The sequence below is a fragment of the Caballeronia sp. TF1N1 genome (assembly GCF_022878925.1).
In the GTDB taxonomy this organism is placed as follows: domain Bacteria; phylum Pseudomonadota; class Gammaproteobacteria; order Burkholderiales; family Burkholderiaceae; genus Caballeronia.
Genome location: NZ_CP084628.1, coordinates 708,282 through 728,975 on the forward strand (window position 1 = coordinate 708,282; position 20,694 = coordinate 728,975).

Here is a 20,694-nt window from a genome sequence, read left to right on the forward strand (position 1 = left end):
GGTGAGTCGGTCGTTGGCGTGCGTGCAACTCTCCGCATCCGCGCCAGGAAAAACGAAACAGTCGGGGCGTCGGAAAAAACATGAACTGCTTGAGGCCCGCTGTTCACCTGACGCCGCTCGTTCGAGGGTTATCGCTCGCGTTCGGTGTTTTTTGTCTTTCGCGCGCGCTGCCGGCTCTGGGCGCATGTGATAACAACGCACCGCAATCCGGCGAGACGGCTACGTGCGATACCCGCGTGCCCAATCCCTCGACCTTGCCGGTCATCGCGGTTTCAGGCAGCGTCAACGTAACGATCGAAGTGTTGCCCGGCGCCGAACTCGATGTCGGTAGCAACAGCGGCATCCTCATCCGCGACACGAGCCTCGCAAGCAACAGCGGCACGCTGCGGATCAACGCTGGCGGCGCCAATGCCATGACCAGTCAAGGCATTGGCGCCGGTCGCAATACGCTGTTGAACCGCGGCGCCGTCTTTACCACCGGCTCGGGCGCAGCGGGCATCTTCAACTCCGCTGCCGCGGTCACGATCCACAACGAATCGACGGGCGTCATCCGCACGAACGGTGCGAACGCCGCAGCGATGATCGACTCTCAAAGTTCGGGCAGCGGCACGCTGATCAATGACGGAGGCGTCGCCACGAGCGGCGCGAACTCGTACGGCATGGCCGCCGTGATGCATGGCGATTCCCTCGTGAACAACGGCACGATCACGACGACCGGTGCATTGGCGCACGGCGTCTTTGTCAACGCCAGTGCGGGCGGCAACGTCATCACGAACAATGGCGCGATCGACGTGTCGGGCGATGGCGCGCATGGCATCGCTTCGCTCGATGCCTCGCCAGGCGCGATCACCAACACCGGCACGATCACCGCGCGAGGCGCTGGCGGAACGGGCGCCTCCATCACCGGGCGCGTGTCCTTCGTGAATGCGGCGGGCGCGAGCATCGTGAGTCAGCAGGCAAGCGGGATCGCAGCGAACGGCGGCGGCACGCTCGACAACGCCGGCTCGATTCAAGGCGCGACCGGCGTGACGATTGCCAACGGAGCCGAGACGATCAGCAACTCCGGGACGATTCGCGGCGACACCGGTGAGGCCGTCGTGGCGAACGGGCGCATCAACGTGTCGATCAGCAATACGGGCGTGATTGCCGGAAGCGCGGGCGTTGCCGTGCGCACCGATACCGGAAGCGACACGTTCAACATGAACGGCGGAACGGTCACGGGCCAGGTTCGCCAGGGCGATGGCATTGACGCCTTCACGATGACGGCGGGCCAGGTCGATTCGCTCGATCAAGGCGATGGACGCGACACGCTCACGATGTCCGGAGGACGCATCGTCGGCGTGTTCGCGAATGGCGATGTTGCGCAAATCACGGGCGGGCGCATTGGCACAGCGGACCTGAACATCGGCAACAACGTCTTCACGATGTCCGGTGGACAAATCGACGGCAACGTCACCGCCGCCCAGAACGACGACACTTTCTCGCTTTCGGGCGGGACGATTGGCGGACGGGTCGATCTCGGCAGCGGCACGAACAAGCTGACCATCACGGGCGGCACGATCGGTCAGGGCGTGACGACGACAAGCGGAGCGGACACGCTCGCCTGGAGCGGCGGCGCGATTAGCGGGCCGGTGTCGCTCGGCGCGGGCAACGACACTGCCACGATTCGCAATCTGACCGATGCGACATTCGCCGCGACGACGCGCATCGACGGCGGCGCGGGCATCGACGCTTTGACATTCGACAATTCGCAAGTGAGCGGGCTGAACCGCTTCGTCGGTTGGGAGACGATTACTGCATCGAATGCAACGCAACTCACGTTCGATGCAAACGGCCTGACGCTCGGCGATACCACGACCGGCGCCGGATTACTCGATCTCGATGCGACGAGCACGATTCTGGCGGGCGGCATCGGGCGCGCGGCGATCCAGCCCGCCGTCGCCGGACAACTCGTTACGCTGAACAACGCGGGAACGATCGACCTGACGAACGGCGGGCCGAGTATAAGCGATGCGTTCGTCGTGAATGGCAACTACACGGGCAACAACGGCCGGCTGCTGGTGCAGAGCGTCGTAGGCGCGGACGGCGCGCCGAGCGACAGACTCGTGATTGCGCAAGGCGTGGGCGCCGGAACGACTTCGATTGGCGTAACTAACGTCGGCGGCGCTGGCGGGCTCACGGCGAACGACGGGATCCAGGTCGTGCAGGCAACCAACGGCGCGACGACATCGGCGGGCGCGTTCACGCTGGCGCATCCGGTAGCGGCGGGCGCTTTCCAGTATTACCTGTTCAAGGGCGGTGTCAGTGATGGAACGGCTGACAACTGGTATCTGCGGTCGAGCGTGCCTCCGGCTCCGGTTACGCCCACGACACCGACACCGACACCGACGCCCACGCCAACGCCGACACCGACACCGACACCGACACCGACACCGACACCGACACCGACACCGACACCGACACCGACACCGACACCGACACCGACACCGACACCGACACCGACACCGACACCGACACCGACACCGACACCGACACCAACGCCAACGCCAACGCCAACGCCAACACCAACACCAACGCCAACGCCAACGCCAACGCCAACGCCAACGCCAACGCCAACGCCAGCGCCGACGCCAACGCCAACACCAACGCCAACACCGACACCGACACCGACACCGACACCGACACCAAACCCACCGACTCCAACCGCCGCCGCCGGAACACCACCGCTTCCGCCGCCGCCACCGCCAGGCGCGGCTCCGACGCCGCTTTATCGAACCGAAGTGCCCGTCTACACCGAAGTGCCGATCATCATGCGCGAACTGGCGATCCAGCAAATCGGCACATTCCACGAACGTCAGGGCGAGCAGTCATTGCTAGGCGAAACCGGCGCGCTGCCCGCCGCATGGGCGCGCGTCTGGGGCGGCCACGCGACGCTGCGCAACAGCGGCGCGGCGGACCCGGAATTCAGCGGTGGAATCGGCGGCGCGCAAGTTGGACACGATGTGTACGCCGATGCCAGCTCCACCGGTCATCGCAATCACTATGGCTTTTTCCTCGGCTTCGCGCGCGCAAGCGGCGACGTCAGCGGCTTCGCGCTCGGCTTCCCCAACTCAGCCGTGGGCCATCTCTCGGTCGATGCCTACAGCGCCGGCCTCTACTGGACGCACATCGGCCCCGGCGGCTGGTACACGGATGCCGTCGTGCTCGGCAGCACGCTCACCGCCGATCCGGTATCGAACCGCGGCGTCGGCGCCAGCACACACGGCACGACATTCGCCGCATCGTTCGAAGCAGGGCTGCCCATCGCGCTGCCCGCGGGCCTCGGCATCGAGCCGCAAATGCAACTGATCTGGCAGCACGCGAGTCTCGACGATATCGATGACGGCATCTCGCACGTATCGTTCGATGAAGCGAGCGGTCTGATCGGGCGGCTCGGCCTACGTTTGTTCGGCAACTTCGATGCGGCCGGGACTTCGTGGCAGCCTTATTTGCGCGCGAACCTCTGGCGCTACTTCGGCGCCACCGATACCGTGACCTTCGCCGCATCGACCGTGATTCCGACGAGCGTATCCGCCACGACCGCGCAACTCGGCGCGGGTATCGTCGCGAAGGTGAGCGCACGCGGCAGCGCGTTCGCCAACGTGAACTACACGACGAATATCGGCGGCGCGCGTCGCAGCGCGATCGAAGGCGGTCTCGGCGTGCGGTGGAAGTGGTGAGCGCTCGTTGAAACCTGTTCGCTCGCGTGACTCCATGGATACTATTGGAGACTAAAAGAGCACGAACACAGGAGACGAAGATGAGCAGCGCGCCGCAATGCCCCCTGCACGACGATGCCTCTCTCGCCCCGAACGGCTGCCCTGTCAGCTCGCGCGCGGCCAGTTTCGATCCCTTCGGCGACGGCTATCAGCAAGATCCGCCCGAATATGTTCGCTGGGCGCGCGAGCAGGAGCCCGTCTTTTATAGTCCGAAGCTCGGCTACTGGATCGTCACGCGCTACGACGACATCAAGGCGATCTTCCGCGACAACCTCACGTTCAGTCCGTCGATCGCGCTCGAAAAGATCACGCCCACGGGTCCCGAAGCCAACGCCGTCCTCGCGTCCTACGGGTTTGCGCTCAACCGCACGCTCGTCAACGAAGACGAGCCCGCGCACATGCCGCGCCGCCGCGCGCTGATGGAGCCCTTCACGCCCGACGAGCTCGCGCATCACGCGCCGATGGTCCGCGCGCTCACGCGCAGCTACGTCGATCGCTTTATCGACGATGGCCGCGCCGATCTCGTCGATCAGATGCTCTGGGAAGTGCCGCTCACCGTCGCGCTGCATTTTCTCGGCGTGCCCGAGGAAGACATGGACACGTTGCGCCGCTACTCGATCGCGCATACGGTCAATACATGGGGTCGTCCGAAGCCCGAAGAGCAGGTCGCCGTGGCGCACGCGGTCGGCAATTTTTGGCAGTACGCTGGCAAGGTGCTCGACAAGATGCGCGAAGATCCGTCCGGTCCCGGCTGGATGCAGTACGGCATCCGCAAGCAAAAGGAGCACCCCGAGGTCGTCACCGACTCCTATCTGCATTCGATGATGATGGCGGGTATCGTCGCCGCGCACGAAACCACCGCAAACGCGACCGCCAACGCCATGAAGCTGCTGCTGCAACATCCCGACGCGTGGCGCGACATCTGCGACGACCCGAGCCTCATTCCCAACGCGGTCGAGGAATGCCTGCGCCACAACGGTTCGGTCGCGGCGTGGCGGCGGCTCGCGACGAAGGACGTGGTCATCGGCGGCATGGCGATACCGGCGGGCTCGAAGCTGTTGATCGTGACCTCATCGGCGAATCACGATCAGCATCAGTTCGCCGACGCCGACCTCTTCGACATCCGCCGCGAAAACGCCAGCGATCAACTGACTTTCGGCTACGGCGCGCATCAATGCATGGGCAAGAATCTCGCGCGCATGGAGATGCAGATTTTCCTCGACGAACTCACGCGCCGTTTGCCGCACATGAAGCTCGCGGAGCAGCGCTTTACCTATGTGCCGAACACATCGTTTCGCGGACCCGAGCACGTGTTCGTGGAATGGGACCCGGCGATGAACCCGGAGCGCGCGGACGCGTCGGTGCGCGAGGCGCGCGAAGTGGTGCGGATCGGCGAGCCGTCGGCGCATGCGGTGAGCCGGCCGGTGATCGTCGAAAGCGTGGAGGCGTGCGCGGATCGCGTCGTGCGCGTGCGTCTCGCTTCCGCCGATGGCCGCGCGCTGCCGCGCTGGACGGCGGGTTCGCATATCGATGTCGTCTGCGGCGACACGGGACTATCGCGGCAGTATTCGCTGTGCGGCGACCCGGACGAGCGCGGCGTGTTCGAGATCGCCGTGCTGGGCGAAACGGAGAGTCGCGGCGGCTCGGCATGGGTGCACGGCAATGTGAAGCCCGGCGCGCATTGGCGCATTCGCGGGCCGCGCAATCACTTCCGGCTCGACGAGACCGCTGACAGGCTCGTGCTGATCGCGGGCGGTATCGGCATTACGCCGATCGGTGCGATGGCGCGGCGCGCGCGCGCCGTTGGCATCGAATACGAAGTGCACTACAGCGGCCGCTCGCGCGCGTCGATGGCGTTCGTCGATGAACTCACCGCGCTTCATGGCGACCGTCTGCGTGTGTATGTGTCGGCGGAAGGCGAGCGCATCGACTTCGCGTCGCTGCACGTCGATGGCGGCACGCAAGTCTATGCATGCGGTCCCGCGCGCATGCTCGATGCGCTCGCCGCAGTCAGCGACGCGTGGCCGGAAGACGCGCTCACCACGGAACATTTCGAATCGACACTCAGTGCACTCGATCCTGGCAGCGAGCACGCGTTCGAAGTGGAACTGAAGGACTCCGGCTTCACGCTGACGGTTGGAGCGGGGGAGACTTTGCTTGCGACACTGAGGCGCGCAAACGTCGATGTGCAAAGCGATTGCGAAGAAGGTTTATGCGGCTCTTGCGAAGTGCGCGTGCTCGAAGGAGAAATCGATCATCGCGATGTGGTCCTGACTAGAGCAGAGCGGCAATCGAATCGACGCATGATGACATGCTGCTCACGCGCGAAAGGACCGCGGCTCGTTTTGGAGCTTTGATAATCGGCTGGGGCGAACTTTCTGTGCGGCGCTCGAGCGCATTTAAAAGGTCGTTCATACGCCCGATCTTTATCAATCGTAAAGCCGATTAACCCGAAGGTGAAATGTTGATATTCCGCTCCGTCATCGTTCGTATAAGTTTTCGGAATGTTTTGTGATAACCAAAGCATATTTGTAACGATCCAAATAGTGAGTTGTGATCACACTTCTTATCTGCAGATACCCGTCCATATACGGACGGGTTAATGTCATGCAAGATTTTGACTGAATAAGATGATTAATGAACGGCCGTGCGGTCCTTTAGACAATGCATCTGCTGCAATTCAAAGGACTTTTTACTCCAACTAGGGTTATTACCTAGTAATATGTAATTTATTGTCCACCTTTGTCGTTTAAAATCAGTCTCAATTGGTGCGACGCACAAGCAACATTCATCGAACAACTTCACGTCTCCGTTTGCGCATTCGCACGATATCCGTGCGACGGAGTCGCTCGCTCGCGATTCTTGCACAGCCGGAGGTACGCGAGGGCAAACGCTGAACCTGAGAGATTTTCAATAAGGTCCATTAAATGGACCACTCGATTTTTGCAAGCTATTTGGTGCAAAACTTCCTCAATCGACATTACTGAATTTGTCGTTGCGTCGACCGAATGCATAGGCGCAACGCGCTAAAGGCTGCATCGTCGCGAACTGGAGGATGCTTTCTGAACATTTCGGGCAAGCATGCTTTTGCATGACATCTTCGCGCCGCGAGACTGCAAACCAAAAGTGCGGCGCGAGAAGCAGTTGAACATCATCAATCTGAGAGAAACGTAACGAGGGCTATCATCAATGACCAAGCGAATTGCAGTGGTAACGGGCGGCATGGGCGGACTGGGCGAAGCCATCAGCATCAAATTGCACGATGCGGGTTTCGCTGTCGTCGTGACGCATTCGCCGGGAAACGCGTCGGCGTCCGAATGGCTCGCGAACATGGATCGTCAGGGCCGCGCCTTTCGCGCCTACGAAGTGGATGTCGCCGATTACGATTCCAGCCAGCACTGCGTCGCGAAAATCCAGCATGAAGTCGGTCCCGTCGATATCCTCGTGAATAATGCGGGCATCACGCAGGACACGACTTTCAAGAAGATGAGCAAGGTGAACTGGGATTCCGTCCTGCGCACGAACCTCGATTCCGTCTTCAATATGACGAAGCCGGTTTGCGAGGAGATGGTCTCGCGCGGCTGGGGCCGCATCGTCAATATCTCGTCGGTCAATGGATCGAAGGGGCAAGTCGGGCAGACCAATTATTCGGCGGCGAAGGCGGGCATGCATGGCTTCACCAAGTCGCTCGCGCTCGAAGTGGCGAAAAAGGGCGTGACGGTCAACACGATCTCGCCGGGCTATCTCGCCACCAAGATGGTGACCGCGATTCCGCAAGACATTCTCGACTCGAAGATCCTTCCGCAGATTCCAGCCGGGCGACTTGGCAAGCCGGAAGAAGTCGCGGCGCTCGTCGCGTTCCTGTGCTCGGAAGACGCGGGCTTCGTGACTGGCTCGAATATCGCCATCAACGGCGGCCAGCACATGCATTGATGAGCAAGGAGCGACGCGTCATGCGTTCAAGCGCGCGTGGCGCGTCGATGACGTCCGACATGTCGATACGGGTGAGTCCATGAACCAACTCAGCGCGGATGCCGCCGTCTACAACATCGGTCATCTCGATTCCGCGATCGAGCATCTCGAACAGGTGCTGAATCTCGAAGGCGCGAATTCGCTTTTTTCGAAGACTTACTGGCGCAACCGCGTCGTGCAGGCGCTATCGACGCCGGGACTCGCGCCGAGTCAGCATACGCGGCTTCAGCGGCTGCTCGATCGCATCGCGCAATCCTGAAGCGCAGGCGCTTTGTTTCCTCTGACCCGTGAAGAAAATCGCGGGCGCTTGTAATATGCGGGCCGTACATCAATCACGGCTCATTTCAAGCGTATGTCTTTACCATTCTTCACACTCGCGCGTCTGTGCGGCGCGCTCGCGTTCGCTCTTTCACTCACCGCGTGCGGGACCACGAGCGAAGTCACGGCCGGCTCGCAGCCAGATGTCTACACCGTGACCGGCAAGGCGACCGGCACTCGCATGTCCTGGTCGACCGCGCGCAGTGCCGCAATGGACGCCGCCAACGATTACTGCAAGCAACGCGATCAACGCGTGTCGATCCGATCCGAAGCGACGAGCGGTATACGCTCGCTCGAAGAACAGACCTCGACGGTATCGTTCAGTTGCGTGGCGCGCGCGGAGCAAGCGGCGCGCGATTAAACTCCCGCACCCGAAGGCGCGGGAGCTTCACAGCGACTTACTGGCTGGCGCCTTGCCCGATGCCCGCTTTCTTCTGAGCGTTCTGGACGTCTTGCGGATACGTGGAATCATCGCGCTTCGCGGGGTTGTAGCCCGCGTCTTCGAGCTTCTTCAGCTCGGCATTCTTCTTCGCGCGTGCCTGCTTGCGGGCGGCTTTACGTTGCGCCTTGGTCGACGGTGCGGCTTGAGTCGCGTCCGTCGTGCTGCTGGTCTGAGCAAAAGACAGCGGCGCGACGGAAACACCGAATGCAGCCACGATGACGGAAACGACGAGCTTACTGGCAAGCGTTGCTTTCATATCCTCTCCAAAAGTCGATTGATTCGTGCGGCCGGGACCGGCCGCCGAGGTCGGTTATAAGCACAGTCACAATCAGAAGCACCAGCGAACAGCCAAAGCGAAGCGACCGGCGTGCGCTCACCATTTGGATTGCGCCGCCCGCCGCTGCCGTGCATTGTAAGGTGGTCCGCGCAATTGTTCAGCAAAGTGAAAGAGCGCGAACGGACGTGCCGGTTTGGGCAACGTCGCGGGTCGAAAGGCGTGTTCGTATTGGGCGATGCCATCAAGCGCCAATCAAGCGCCTTCAAGCGCCGTCAAGCGTTTCCAAGCGCCGACCGGTTATGATTCGCACCGGCCTGATTTGAAAAAAATCTTCACATGCGCGTCGGCCGAAGCGCGCAAATACGTGCGCCGCGTACCGAGCGTCATTCACGAAACCATATCCATCGGAGTTGTCCATGCCATTGCGGTCCGGTGTCGATGAAACCACGTTTCGTCGCATTCTCTTGCGAAATATCGCGCTGCCGTTGGGGACGGGTATCGTCACCGCGGTCGCGTTCGTCGCTCTCGTGTTGTATCTGCTCTCAGGCATCGACTGGGTCGAGCACTCGGAACGCGTGATCGGCAATACGCAGGAAATCGGGCGGCTCGTCGGCGAGAAGGAAAGCGCGGTACGCGGCTATCTGCTCACCGGCGACGAGAGCTTCCTCGCGCCTTACGAGACCGCCAAACCCAAGCTCACCGCCGATATCGATACGCTCGCCGCGCTCGTCTCGGACAACACGCCGCAAGTGGACCGCATGATCCGCATCCGCGCGTTGCAGACACAATGGGACAAGGTCGCCGATGCCGTGATCGCCGAGCGTCGCGCCAACGGCAATGCGCTCGCGCAGATGCGTGCCGGAGGCGGTGCGGCGGAACGCGCCGAGACGGTGCGCGAGCTGGACGCGTTTCTCAACATCGAGCAGACGCTGCGGATTCAGCGCGTGGAGTCGGCGAAGGAACTGACGACCATCACCGTCATCGTGTTTCTCGTGCTGAGCCTGTCGCTTTCAGTGATTCTGGCGGTCTTCGGCCGCCGCGAACTCTTGCAGCTTTCGAACGCGTATGGCCTGGCACTCAGCGAACACGAGAAGCAGACGCGCGCGTTGCAGGAGCAGGCGTGGCTGCGCGAGGGGCAGACGCTGCTCGCGGCGCAGGTGATCGGCAGGCAGTCGCTCGACCAGTTGTGCCAGACGGTGCTCGACTTTCTGGCCGACTACCTCAAGGTATCGATAGGCGCGTTCTACGTCGTCGATGTCGACGGCGCGCTCCGGCGCACCGCGAGCTTCGGCTTCGATCCGGACAGCGAGACGTCGCCGCAGACGCTCGCGGGCGTAAAGAGTCTCGTCGGGCAGGCCGTGCATTCGAAGCGCCTGACGAACGTGGACGAAGTGCCGGCCGGCTATTGGAAGGTCACCTCTTCGCTCGGCTCGGCCACGCCGACGAGCCTCGTCGTCGTCCCGATCGAAAACGAGGGCGAGGCAAACGGCGCCATCGAACTCGGCGCGATGCACGCGCTCACGGAACGCGAGCGCCAGTTCATGTTGTCGGTGGCGGGGAATATCGGCGACTTCGTGGAGGCGGCGCAGTATCGCGAGCGCTTGCAGCAAGTGCTCGAAGAGACGCAGCAGTTGAACGAAGAGTTGCAGACGCAACAGGAAGAACTGCGCACGACCAACGAGGAACTGGAGCAACAGACCAACGCGCTGTCGCAGGCGCAGGTGTATCTCGCGAACCAGAAGGCCGAGCTCGAACAGACCAACGATCAACTCGCGGAACAGGCGCGCGTGCTCGACGAACGCAACGCGGCGCTGAACTCGGCGCAGGAAGTGCTGGAGCAGCGCGCCGAGGCCTTGCAGCGCGCAAGCCGCTACAAGTCCGAGTTCCTGGCGAACATGTCGCACGAGTTGCGCACGCCGCTCAATAGCTCGCTGATTCTCGCGAGACTGCTCTCGGAGAACAAGCACGGCAATCTCACGCAGGATCAGATCAAGTACGCGCAGACGATCTATTCGGCGGGCAACGATCTGCTCAATCTGATCAACGACATTCTCGACTTGTCCAAGGTGGAAGCGGGCAAGCTCGATCTGCACATCGAGCATGTGCCCGTGCAGCGCATCGTGGATACGCTTTCGCGCACCTTCGAGCCGCTCGCGCGCCAGAAGAAGCTGAAGCTCGAACTGCGCAACGACATCGAGCAATATCCGACGCTCACGACCGACTTCCGCCGGCTCGAGCAGATACTCAAGAACCTGCTCGCCAACGCGGTGAAGTTCACCGACTCGGGCACGGTCTCGCTCACGCTGAAGAACGCGGGCAAGGACGCGGTGCAGTTCGTCGTGACGGATACGGGCATCGGCATTGCGCCGGATCAGCAGGAAGCGATTTTCGAAGCGTTCCAGCAAGCCGATGGCACCACGAGCCGTCACTACGGCGGCACGGGTCTGGGCTTGTCGATCTCGCGCAGTCTCGCGCATCTGCTCGGCGGGTCGATTGCGTTACAGAGCACGCCGGGTATGGGCAGCACGTTTACGCTCACGATGCCGGTCATCTATGACGCCCTCACGCCGCCCGTGCAAAACGCGCTCGAACTCGTGGCGCCCGTGCCTGCACCCGCGCCCGTTCCGGCGGAGACGCCCAGTGCGCCACTCGATGACGTGGCCGCGTTGGTCACACCGACGCCCGTGATCGACGACGACCGGCTCGACGCCGCAGCCGCCGGCCGGCGCCTCGTGCTCGTCATCGAAGACGAAGCGAGCTTCGCCCAAGTGCTGCTCGATCTGGCCCACGAGCTGGGTTATCGCTGCATCGTGAGCGGCACGGCGGGCGAAGCGCTGCGGCTGGCGCAAGAACGTTCGCCGAGCGCGATTCTGCTCGATATCGGCTTGCCGGATCGCTCGGGGCTCGTCGTGCTGCAAGAGTTGAAGGCGAACCCGAAGACGCGGCATATTCCCGTGCATGTCGTGTCGGCGTCGGACAGAAGCGAGGCCGCGCTGCACCTCGGCGCGATCGGCCACGCGGTCAAGCCGACCACGCGCGAACAACTCATGGGCATCTTCCAGCGGCTCGCCGACAAGAGCAGTCAGAAGATCAAGCGCGTGCTGCTGGTCGAGGACGATGCGCGGCAGCGGCAAAGCATCGTCGAGCTCATCAGCGATCAGGACGTGGAAATCACGCCTGTCGAGTTCGGCAAGGACGCGCTGGAGTTGCTGAAGACGACCATCTTCGACTGCATGATCATCGACCTGAAGCTGCCCGACATGCAAGGTGGCGATCTGCTGCGGCAGATGGCGTCGACGGATGCCTTGTCGTTTCCGCCGGTGATCGTCTACACGGGCCGCAATCTGACTCACGACGAAGAAGCGGAACTCATGCGTTATTCGCAGTCGATCATCATCAAGGGTGCGCGTTCGCCGGAACGTCTGCTCGATGAAGTCACGCTCTTCCTGCACAAGGTCGAATCCGACCTGTCGGCGGATCGCCAGGCGATGCTGCACGTCTCGCGTTCGCGCGACCGCGTGCTCGACGGACGCCGCGTGCTGCTGGTGGACGACGACATCCGCAACATCTTTTCGTTATCGAGCGCGCTGGAGCATCAGGGTTTGAAAGTGGCGATCGGCCGCAATGGTTTCGAGGCCATCGAGGCGCTCGACCGGCACGCGGACATCGACGTCGTACTGATGGACGTGATGATGCCCGGCATGGATGGACTGGAAGCGACGCGACGCATCCGCGAAGATGCGCGCTTCAAGAAGCTCCCGATCATCGCGATCACCGCGAAGGCGATGAAGGACGATCAGGAGCAATGCCTCGCCGCGGGCGCGAGCGATTATCTGGCGAAGCCGATCGATGTGGATCGGCTGTATTCGCTATTGCGGGTGTGGATGCCGCGGCGAGTCTGAGCGGCTTTAGATGTTGAGCGCGCGCTTGTTCACCGCAAGCGCCGCTTCCCGCATCACCTCCGACAGCGACGGATGCGGGTGCGAGATCATGCCGATGTCTTCCGACGCCGCCTTGAACTCCATCGCCACCACGGCTTCGGCAATCAGATCCGACGCGTTTGCCGAGACAATATGCACGCCGAGAATCTCGTCGGTTTTCGCATCGGCGATCACCTTGATGAAGCCGTCCGTTTCACCAATGCCCATCGCGCGGCCGTTGGCCATCATCGGGAACTGGCCGGCCTTGAACTCGCGGCCCTCGGCCTTCAGCGCCTGCTCGGTCTGACCGACCCATGCAATCTCCGGATGCGTGTAGATCACCCAAGGAATGAAGTTGTAATCGATGTGCGGCTTCTGACCGTTGATGATCTCCGCCACCAGCACGCCTTCGTCCTCGGCCTTGTGCGCAAGCATGGGGCCGCGCACGACGTCGCCGATGGCGTAGACGTTCGGCACCTTGGTCGCGCAATGGCCATCGACGGGGATGAAGCCGCGCTCATCGGCGGCGAGCCCGATCGAGTCGAGACCAAGATTGGCCGTATTCGGCACGCGGCCGATGGAGACGATCAGACGGTCCGCATCCAGCGTCGCCGCGTTGCCGTCCTTGTCCTTGTAAGACACGGAGACGCCCGCGTCGCTCGTCTTCACGCTGTCGATCTTCACGCCGAGGTGGATCGTCAATCCCTGTTTCTTGAATTGCTTGGCGGCTTCCTTTTGCAGCGCGGTGTCGGTCGAGCCTAGGAAGTCCGGCAGCGCTTCGAGTATGGTCACTTCCGCGCCGAGCCGCCGCCACACCGAACCGAGTTCCAGACCGATCACGCCTGCGCCGATCACGGCGAGCTTTTTCGGCACGGAATCGAAGGCGAGCGCGCCTTCGTTGTCGGAGACGATGCGGTTATCCACGGGCACGTTCGGCAAATGACGCGCCTTCGAACCCGTCGCGATGATCACGTATTTCGCCGTATGGCTGCCGTCCTTGTCGCCGCCGCTCACTTCAATAGTGAAGTTGCCGCCAGCCTTGCCCGCGAGCTTGCCGTGGCCCTTGAGCCAGGTGATCTTGTTCTTGCGGAAAAGGAACTCGACGCCGCCCGTGATCTTCTCGACGATCGCTTCCTTGCGGCCGATCAGCTTCTTCAGATCCAAACTCACGTTCTCGACGTTCACGCCGTGATCGCCCAGATGCAGTCGCGCATTCTCGAATTCTTCCGACGATGCGAGCAGCGCCTTCGACGGAATGCAGCCGACGTTCAAGCACGTGCCGCCGAGCTTCGGCTTGCCGGCCGGGTTGATCCACTCTTCGACGCACGCGACCGAATAGCCGAGTTGCGCGGCGCGGATCGCGGCGATATAGCCGCCGGGACCGGAGCCGATCACGATGACGTCGTAATCGGCTTTCTCGCTGGATTCGGCTTGAGGCGCGGGCGCGGGCGCCGCGGCAGCGGCCGGTTGTTCGGCGGCGGGCTTTTCAGGCGCGGCGGCCGGCTTCTCGGCAGCCGGAGCCGGCGCGGGCGCTGCCGCGGCTTTTCCTTCCGTATCGATGGCGGCGAGGATTTCATCCGCGTGGACGATATCGCCTTCCTTCTTGAGAAGCTCGCCTAGCACACCGGACGACGGCGCGGGAACTTCCAGCACGACTTTGTCGGTTTCCAGTTCGACGAGGATTTCGTCTTGCGTCACCGGGTCGCCCGCTTTCTTTTTCCAGGGCAACAGCGTTGCCTCGGTGACGGACTCGGAAAGCTGCGGAACCTTGACTTCAACCCTTGCCATTCAGATTCTCCTTGTGAGCATGCTTGTGCGATGGAAACCGTGCGGCGGCGAAGGGCGGGGCGCTTGCCTCCGTTTGCATCTGTTTGCATCCGTTTTGTCCGTCCCGGCCGCGCAGAAGCCACAGGATACGCCGTGTGCGGCACGCTCGCCGCACTGCCGCTTGCCGGACGGCCCTCGCTATATTCGGTGGTATATTGCGAAAACAGACGCGGACCGACCATTCCCGCCCGATCGAACATGAGGTGATCATGCAGGCCCCTCCGTTTCCACTTGCCCGCCCGACTCGCATCGACATGCACGCGCACACGTCCGACGCATGTTGCGAGCCGCAGCCGCAACGAGTCGCGGCCGTGGCTGCCGACGCGCGCGGCGCGAGGAAGCGCGTGCGGCTCTCCGAGCTGGATTCGCATCTGCATTGCTCGATCATCGGTACTTGTCTCTCCACCAACGAGTTGCGCAAGCTGGTGCCGAAGTTCACTAACCTGGACCGTCATCACGCGAGCGATCTCGACATTCACCACGCGGCGGTCGAACTGGCGATTGCGGGCGGCGCGGGCGCGAAGGCGCTCAACAAGGCGCTCGACGAACGTTATTCAGGCGCGCTCCGCCGTTTCGATGCCGCGCGCAGCAGCGACGCACTGCTCGACCTTTGGTCCGATGCGCTCAAGTCCGGCGACATCCCGCCCGCCTACTGGGCGCTGATGACGCACCCGCACGCGAATATCGAAGTGAGGCAGTCGGCGTTTGGCGAGCTGCACATGCTCTCGCATCTCGTGGGCGCGGCGAATCGCGCGGATATCCGGCGTCTCGTGGCGCTCGAAAAAGAGAACGCGGAGCTGCGCGACAAGATCGAACGGCAGCAGGCGCGTCTGCTGGAAGTGAGCGGCGAGCGCGACGCGTCGCTGCGCCAGTTGAGCGAGTTGGCGGCGCAAGGCGAACGCAAGCCGGAAACGGACCCGAGCGAACTCGAGGAAGAAGTGCGACGCCTGCGCGAAAAGGCCGAGGAAGGCGAGCGCCGTCTCGCGCTGCATACGAGCCGTCGCGAAGCCGCGGAACGGCGCGCGCAGCAGGAAAAGGACGAAGCCGAGACGCTGCGCGCGCGGCTCGCCGAGGCACAAGCGCTATTGAAAGTCGTGCAGGCGGAATGCGCGGCGCTGGAACGCGCGACGCTCGATAACGCCGAAGCGTCCGGCACGCGTCAGCGCGCCTTTGACTGGGTGAACGGCAAACGCATCGTCTATGTGGGCGGCAGACCGAACTCGAACGCCGTGTTGAAGTCGCTCGTCGAAACGGCAGGCGGCGCGCTCACCGTGCACGATGGCGGTATCGAGGATCGCAAGGGATTGCTCGCCGCCGCGCTGCCGAACGCGGACGTGGTGCTGTTTCCGGTGGACTGCATCGACCATGATTCGATGAACACGTTGAAGCGCGTCTGCGACCGTCACGGCGTGGACTACGCGCCGTTGCGCACGGCGAGCGTGGCGAGTTTCGTGGAATTCGTCGCGCGGCTGGATGTCGACGAGCGCGTGACCCGCACGAGCGCGCCGCCGCGTTCGGCGTTCTGCCTGCGCCACGGTTAGGACTTGAGGAGCTTCGTCAGTGCGCCGATGTGTCCGGCGCACGCGGCGTGCGCTTCGGTTTCGATATCGCGGTAAAGCTGCACGATGCGTTCGCCCACGGGCGTCAACACGCAGCCGCCGCCGCTCTGGCCGCCTTGCTCCGAGACGGTCGCGGGCGACTTCAGCGAGCGGTTCAATTCGTCGATGAGCAGCCACGCGCGCCGATACGACATGCCGAGACTACGCGCCGCCGCCGAGATCGAACCGTGTTCGCGCACGGCTTCGAGAAGCACCACTTTGCCCGGCCCGAGCGCGATTGCTTCACCTTTGCGGATGCGCATGCGAAAGCGCACTTCGACGGCTTCTTGGGCCGTCGCCGCAGGTTTCGTTTTGAGGGATGTGGCCATGCCCGAGAGAATACACGAACGAGACCCTCCGAACGCTACTGGCGAAACGGATAGCAGAAGCGGTAATCCTCGCAACCCGGACAGCCCGGCGCGCAGGTCGGCGCAACGCCGTTTGCGCTCGCCACCTCGTACGCGAGGAACTTCTTCCAGCGCATTTCGTCGACGTTGCGCGCGGCGAGCGCGGGGTAATGGCGTTCGAGCATGGCGCTGACATCGGCGCGGCCATCGAGTCCGAGATCGCGCCATAAATGGTCGGGACGCAGGCACGCCGTGGCGATGATCATCGCGAGACAATGCGCGTCGTCGGGAGAATGTGTCAGCGTCACGTCATGGCGCATCAGAAGCGCATGAAGATCGTGTACGAAGACGCGGTGCGGCGTCCACGGCGGCGTATGATCGCCGTCGATCGTCTGCGTGAAATGGCGCGTGGTCAGGGCATCGAGTTCCGGCTTGTTAAGACCGAGCAGCAATACATCGCCGGCTTCCATGCGCGCGCCGATCAACCGCGCGAACAACACCGTATCGGGCACGGCTGCATGGGCCGCGCGAGCGAGAAGGGCGCGCGCCGCCGCGTTCACGTTCATGGCGAGTGGCCGCTGCCGAGCACGTGGGCATCCACGCGTACCAGCCGCTTCAGGTGGCGCGGCGCGTGCACCGTATCCGCGCCGGACACCAGCACCGGCAGGCCATCTTCGACGCCGAGTTCGCGGTCCGCACACGCATACGCCACGATCACTTGCTCGCCCACGGGCGTGTTGAAAAGCTCATGCCAGGAAAACGTCACTGCATAGCCATCGTGCGCATGCGCGAGAAACACGGTGCGCTTGAAATCCGTGCTGCCGGGACGGCGCACGCCAGCGGCGTCGAGCAGCACGCGCAACTGCACGCCCTGATATCGTTCCACTGGTCGAATATAACGTCCGGTCGAAAAGCAGACGAGATCGAAGGGAGCGATGCTCGCGCTCGCAAACTCGCGCAAGGCGGCGACATCGAGCACGAGCGGACGTTCGACCGCGCCGCCAATCTGAACGACAGGTGAAAGGCTGAGCGAATGCGCGTGATTCATGGCGATGACCGGGCAGATGCGATGTATCGCTGAATATATTACGGCAGATTGTACGATGCCATGCCTTTCGCGGCATGATGATCATGGATGCGGCATTATTCACAACTATCGTTTCCGGCCAACGGGAGAGCCTTCATGAGTCGTCGTCCTGCGTGGATCGCGATTTTGGCGTTCGTCACCGCCGCATGCACTTCGGGCGGAGGCTCGGTCAGCGCGCCGCAGACGGTCCAGCTTTCCGGCTCGCCGAACGGCGTCGCGGTGCGCGCGTCGGATGGCGCGGTGTTCGTCACCGACGACAAGACCAACAGCATCGTGATGACCTCGAGTCTCGACGCTGCATCGCCCGACTTTTCGCTCTACGCGCGCATTCCCGCGCAGGAAGGCGAGCGCGGCGCGCTCAGTCAGATTGCGTTTGCGCCGAACGGACATCTGCTCGTCGAGCGCTTCGGCTTCGGCAAGAACAGCGCGGTGTTCGACATCGCCGCGAGCGGACAAGTGGCACTTGCCGCCGATGCAAACCCGTCGCGACGCCGCCTCGGGCTCGTCGTGCTGGACAGCGGCACGTTTCTGTCGAGCTGGTTCGGCAAGGAAGGCGATGCGCCGTCGATGGGCGGCGTTAGCCTGATCACGCGTGGCGCGACGCCGGGCAGCGTGACCGAGCGCGATCTCGTCATCGGCCTGAAGAAGCCGGTGGGCCTCGCGGTCGTCGGCGACACGCTGTTCATCAGCGATCAGGCGGCGAACCGCATCTTCAAGGTCGATCTGCAGGACGCGCGCACGGCGGGCGGCCCGGTGCAGGCCACCAATGTGTTCGCCACCGTCGATGCGCCCGATCTCATGGCCGCATCGCCCGATGGCACGCTCTACACGAAATGCGGCGCGCACGCGTTGTGCAGTGTGTCGAAGCGCGGTACGGCGGCGGTCATCGCCAGCGACTTCGACGCGCCTCGCGGCGTGGCCGTCGATGTCGCGCGCAAGCGGCTGATCGCGGTGGATCGCGCGGGTGCGTCGTCGGGCAAGACGAGCGCGCTGCGCGTGTTGCCGATCAGATGAGCGAGCCCAAGGTCGACCCAAAAAAAGAAGGCGACGCATTCGCCGCCTTCTTTCGCGCCTACGTCACGTCGAACCTCAACGCGGCGACGACCAGCCCTTGTAATTCGCCACGTTTTCGCGCGTGACGAGCGTCGACGGCATGAGGATCATCGTGCTGCTCGGCTTCTTGCCGTTCATCAAGTCGTAACCGACGCTCACCGCCTGCTGCGCCATCGACCACGGGTCCTGACTCGCGGAAGCCTGAATCTGCGTATCGGTCTTGAGCGCGTTTTCGATATCCGGCGCACCATCCACCGACGTGATCACGATATTGTTGCGACGCAGTTGCTTCGCCGCGAGATCGCTGCCGATGGCTTGCGGATCGTTGATCGCGAAGAGGCCGTCGAGCTTCGGAAACCGCGTGAGATAACCTTGCATCGCGTTCATGCCGCCTTCGCGCGAACCCTTCGCGTCCTGGTCGTCGGATAGCACCTTGATGCCCGGATTCTTCGCCAGTTCCGCCTTGCAACCCTTCACGCGATCCGTCACGGCCGAAACCTGCGGCCCGTTCTCGATCACCACGTTGCCCTTGCCGTTGAGCTTCTTCGCGAGGAAATCGCACGCGAGTTCGCCCGCCTGCACGTTGTTGGTCTGCACGGTGGCGTCCGTTCCGGCAGCGGCCACGTCGACCGCGACCACCACGATGCCCGCCGCCTTCGCCTTCTTCACGGCGGGTTCGATCGCCTTCGGATCGACCGCGTTGAGCAGGATCATGTCGACGTGCGCGGAGATGAAGTTGTCGATCTGCGTGAACTGCTTGTTCATGTCGTAATCCGACGATACCGCCGTGACCTTGACGCTCGGATTGATCTGCTTGGCCTTGGCTTCCGCGCCGCGCGAGATGGTCACGAAGTACGGATTGCCGAGCGAGCCGACCGTGATGCCGACCGACTTCAGTTGCTTGTCGGCGGCCTGCGCGGCGGGCAGCGCCGCGCAAAAACCGACTGCGAGTGCGACGCTGGCGAAAAGCTTGTTGTGTTTGCGCATGTTGTTGTCTCCAGTGGGTCCATTCGAGTTGGACGGGCGCAGGCGGACCTGCATGCGCCCGGTGTTTTCAAAGCGAAACTTCAGGTTCGGGCCGAACCGCGCTGGCGGTAACGGTCGAGCGCCACCGCGCCGATGATGACGAGACCCTTGATGATGTACTGCCAGATATCCGACACGCCGAGCAGCACGAGTCCATTCGACAGCACGGCGATGATCAGCGCCCCGACCAGCGTCCCGACGATCGACCCCACGCCGCCCACGAAACTCGTGCCGCCGAGAATGACCGCGGCGATGGCATCGAGTTCATACGATTGGCCGAGTTGCAGACCGTTCGCCGCATAGAGCCGCGCCGCCGACATCACCGCGCCGAGACCGGCGAGCAGTCCCGACATCGCGTAGACGAAAAGCTGGATGCCCCACACCTTGATGCCCGAGAGCCGCGCCGCCTCCGGATTGCCGCCGACCGAATAGATGCGCAGGCCGAGCACCGTGCGGCGCAGAATGAACCACGAAATGGCGACGACCGCGAGCGCGATGATCACGAGCCACGGCACGCCGAGCACCGTGTCGTTGCCGATGAACGCGAACGACAGCTGCGGGTTGAAGATGGTCGTATCGTTACCGATGAGCCGCGCAATGCCGCGCACCGCCGTGAGCGAACCGAGCGTCACGATGAACGGCGGCAGTTTGAGCAGCGAGATCAGCAGCCCGTTGACCACGCCGAAGCCGAGACCGACGGCAAGCGCGGCCGGAATGCCGAGCCAGCCGAGATGCGGCAGGTTCGACGCGAGCAGCGCGGTGACAGCCGCCGCGGACAGGATCGAGCCGACCGACAAGTCGATGCCGCCCGTGAGAATGACGAAGGTCATGCCCGCCGCGAGCACGATGTTGATCGACGCCTGCTGCGTGACGATCGACATGTTCTGCAGGCTGAAGAAGCCATCGGTGACGATGCCGAAGCCGATGCACAGCAGAATCAGCACCGGCAACATGCCGGCGGTGCGCATCAGGACCTGCATGCGCTCGCGATGTTCGATGCGCGTCTGCCGTTCCGCCGCGCCTGGCCCGACGTTGTCCTGCTTGGTGGTGTTAGCCATGTCTCTCTCCA

Annotated in this window: 15 protein-coding genes and 1 pseudogene; 8 read left to right on the top strand and 8 right to left on the bottom strand. The window is 63.0% G+C overall.

Features of this window, described 5'->3' with window-relative positions:
• Positions 1 to 80: 80 nt before the first annotated feature.
• The 5 genes from LDZ28_RS23980 (at position 81) to LDZ28_RS24000 (ending at position 8,409) form a co-directional block, all read left to right on the top strand.
• Positions 81 to 3,719, top strand: a complete 3,639-nt coding sequence (locus LDZ28_RS23980; protein WP_244829880.1) for an autotransporter outer membrane beta-barrel domain-containing protein — start codon at positions 81 to 83, stop codon at positions 3,717 to 3,719.
• Between the two features lie 80 nt (positions 3,720 to 3,799).
• Positions 3,800 to 6,115 (top strand): cytochrome P450/oxidoreductase, encoded by a 2,316-nt coding sequence (locus LDZ28_RS23985; protein ID WP_244829881.1) that lies wholly within the window; start codon positions 3,800 to 3,802, stop codon positions 6,113 to 6,115.
• A gap of 832 nt (positions 6,116 to 6,947) precedes the next feature.
• Positions 6,948 to 7,691: an acetoacetyl-CoA reductase gene (gene phbB / locus LDZ28_RS23990; RefSeq protein WP_244829882.1), complete on the top strand. Its 744-nt coding sequence runs from the start codon at positions 6,948 to 6,950 to the stop codon at positions 7,689 to 7,691.
• Between the two features lie 79 nt (positions 7,692 to 7,770).
• Complete coding sequence (locus LDZ28_RS23995; RefSeq protein ID WP_244829883.1) at positions 7,771 to 7,989, top strand: hypothetical protein; 219 nt, start codon at positions 7,771 to 7,773, stop codon at positions 7,987 to 7,989.
• Positions 7,990 to 8,082: 93 nt separating this feature from the next.
• Positions 8,083 to 8,409 carry a hypothetical protein gene (locus LDZ28_RS24000; RefSeq protein ID WP_244829884.1) on the top strand — a complete coding sequence of 109 codons (327 nt, stop codon included), beginning with the start codon at positions 8,083 to 8,085 and terminating at the stop codon, positions 8,407 to 8,409.
• Positions 8,410 to 8,446: 37 nt separating this feature from the next.
• On the opposite strand, the gene LDZ28_RS24005 is transcribed toward LDZ28_RS24000, so the two are convergent.
• Entirely contained in the window at positions 8,447 to 8,746 is a 300-nt protein-coding gene (locus tag LDZ28_RS24005) for a DUF4148 domain-containing protein (RefSeq protein WP_244829885.1), read from the bottom strand.
• 437 nt (positions 8,747 to 9,183) lie between these two features.
• On the opposite strand from LDZ28_RS24005, the gene LDZ28_RS24010 reads away from it, so the two are divergent.
• Positions 9,184 to 12,669 (top strand): response regulator, encoded by a 3,486-nt coding sequence (locus LDZ28_RS24010; protein WP_244829886.1) that lies wholly within the window; start codon positions 9,184 to 9,186, stop codon positions 12,667 to 12,669.
• 6 nt (positions 12,670 to 12,675) lie between these two features.
• Here LDZ28_RS24010 and lpdA read toward each other — a convergent pair whose 3' ends face one another.
• Together lpdA and LDZ28_RS24020 are read right to left on the bottom strand one after the other, a co-directional pair.
• Positions 12,676 to 14,085, bottom strand: a complete 1,410-nt coding sequence (gene lpdA, locus LDZ28_RS24015; protein ID WP_244831023.1) for a dihydrolipoyl dehydrogenase — start codon at positions 14,083 to 14,085, stop codon at positions 12,676 to 12,678.
• A 171-nt stretch (positions 14,086 to 14,256) separates the two neighbouring features.
• A pseudogene (locus LDZ28_RS24020) lies at positions 14,257 to 14,475 on the bottom strand (biotin/lipoyl-containing protein); the annotation flags it as partial.
• Positions 14,476 to 14,723: 248 nt separating this feature from the next.
• On the opposite strand from LDZ28_RS24020, the gene LDZ28_RS24025 reads away from it, so the two are divergent.
• Complete coding sequence (locus LDZ28_RS24025; protein ID WP_244829887.1) at positions 14,724 to 16,055, top strand: DUF2325 domain-containing protein; 1,332 nt, start codon at positions 14,724 to 14,726, stop codon at positions 16,053 to 16,055.
• Here the strand turns inward: LDZ28_RS24025 and LDZ28_RS24030 are convergent.
• The 3 genes from LDZ28_RS24030 to LDZ28_RS24040 are packed head-to-tail and all read right to left on the bottom strand — an operon-like array spanning position 16,052 to position 17,507.
• The gene (locus LDZ28_RS24030; RefSeq protein ID WP_244829888.1) at positions 16,052 to 16,441 is read right to left on the bottom strand and encodes a winged helix-turn-helix domain-containing protein; all 390 of its coding nucleotides are present in this window, start codon (positions 16,439 to 16,441) and stop codon (positions 16,052 to 16,054) included. The two genes, LDZ28_RS24025 and LDZ28_RS24030, sit on opposite strands and share 4 nt — an antisense overlap.
• A gap of 35 nt (positions 16,442 to 16,476) precedes the next feature.
• Positions 16,477 to 17,025, bottom strand: a complete 549-nt coding sequence (locus LDZ28_RS24035) for a nitrogen fixation protein NifQ (protein ID WP_244829889.1) — start codon at positions 17,023 to 17,025, stop codon at positions 16,477 to 16,479.
• A complete protein-coding gene (locus tag LDZ28_RS24040) occupies positions 17,022 to 17,507 on the bottom strand; it encodes a molybdopterin-dependent oxidoreductase (protein ID WP_244829890.1) in 486 nt (161 codons plus the stop codon). The genes LDZ28_RS24035 and LDZ28_RS24040 overlap by 4 nt, the downstream gene beginning before the upstream one ends.
• A 135-nt stretch (positions 17,508 to 17,642) precedes the next feature.
• Here LDZ28_RS24040 and LDZ28_RS24045 point away from each other — a divergent pair, with 135 nt between their 5' ends.
• On the top strand, positions 17,643 to 18,560 hold the full coding sequence (locus tag LDZ28_RS24045; RefSeq protein ID WP_244829891.1) for a hypothetical protein: 918 nt from the start codon (positions 17,643 to 17,645) through the stop codon (positions 18,558 to 18,560).
• Between the two features lie 75 nt (positions 18,561 to 18,635).
• On the opposite strand, the gene LDZ28_RS24050 is transcribed toward LDZ28_RS24045, so the two are convergent.
• Together LDZ28_RS24050 and LDZ28_RS24055 are read right to left on the bottom strand one after the other, a co-directional pair.
• Complete coding sequence (locus LDZ28_RS24050; protein ID WP_244829892.1) at positions 18,636 to 19,586, bottom strand: ABC transporter substrate-binding protein; 951 nt, start codon at positions 19,584 to 19,586, stop codon at positions 18,636 to 18,638.
• Between the two features lie 80 nt (positions 19,587 to 19,666).
• On the bottom strand, positions 19,667 to 20,683 hold the full coding sequence (locus LDZ28_RS24055) for a ribose ABC transporter permease (protein WP_244829893.1): 1,017 nt from the start codon (positions 20,681 to 20,683) through the stop codon (positions 19,667 to 19,669).
• Between the last annotated feature and the right edge of the window lie 11 nt (positions 20,684 to 20,694).

What these genes read in the sequence shown, in the direction of transcription:
- LDZ28_RS23980 (WP_244829880.1), top strand. Translation starts at nt 81, where the DNA reads ATGAACTGCTTGAGGCCCGCTGTTCACCTGACGCCGCTCGTTCGAGGG.
- LDZ28_RS23985 (WP_244829881.1), top strand. Translation starts at nt 3,800, where the DNA reads ATGAGCAGCGCGCCGCAATGCCCCCTGCACGACGATGCCTCTCTCGCC.
- phbB (WP_244829882.1), top strand. Translation starts at nt 6,948, where the DNA reads ATGACCAAGCGAATTGCAGTGGTAACGGGCGGCATGGGCGGACTGGGC.
- LDZ28_RS23995 (WP_244829883.1), top strand. Translation starts at nt 7,771, where the DNA reads ATGAACCAACTCAGCGCGGATGCCGCCGTCTACAACATCGGTCATCTC.
- LDZ28_RS24000 (WP_244829884.1), top strand. Translation starts at nt 8,083, where the DNA reads ATGTCTTTACCATTCTTCACACTCGCGCGTCTGTGCGGCGCGCTCGCG.
- LDZ28_RS24005 (WP_244829885.1), bottom strand. Translation starts at nt 8,746, where the DNA reads ATGAAAGCAACGCTTGCCAGTAAGCTCGTCGTTTCCGTCATCGTGGCT.
- LDZ28_RS24010 (WP_244829886.1), top strand. Translation starts at nt 9,184, where the DNA reads ATGCCATTGCGGTCCGGTGTCGATGAAACCACGTTTCGTCGCATTCTC.
- LDZ28_RS24025 (WP_244829887.1), top strand. Translation starts at nt 14,724, where the DNA reads ATGCAGGCCCCTCCGTTTCCACTTGCCCGCCCGACTCGCATCGACATG.
- LDZ28_RS24030 (WP_244829888.1), bottom strand. Translation starts at nt 16,441, where the DNA reads ATGGCCACATCCCTCAAAACGAAACCTGCGGCGACGGCCCAAGAAGCC.
- LDZ28_RS24035 (WP_244829889.1), bottom strand. Translation starts at nt 17,025, where the DNA reads ATGAACGTGAACGCGGCGGCGCGCGCCCTTCTCGCTCGCGCGGCCCAT.
- LDZ28_RS24040 (WP_244829890.1), bottom strand. Translation starts at nt 17,507, where the DNA reads ATGAATCACGCGCATTCGCTCAGCCTTTCACCTGTCGTTCAGATTGGC.
- LDZ28_RS24045 (WP_244829891.1), top strand. Translation starts at nt 17,643, where the DNA reads ATGAGTCGTCGTCCTGCGTGGATCGCGATTTTGGCGTTCGTCACCGCC.
- LDZ28_RS24050 (WP_244829892.1), bottom strand. Translation starts at nt 19,586, where the DNA reads ATGCGCAAACACAACAAGCTTTTCGCCAGCGTCGCACTCGCAGTCGGT.
- LDZ28_RS24055 (WP_244829893.1), bottom strand. Translation starts at nt 20,683, where the DNA reads ATGGCTAACACCACCAAGCAGGACAACGTCGGGCCAGGCGCGGCGGAA.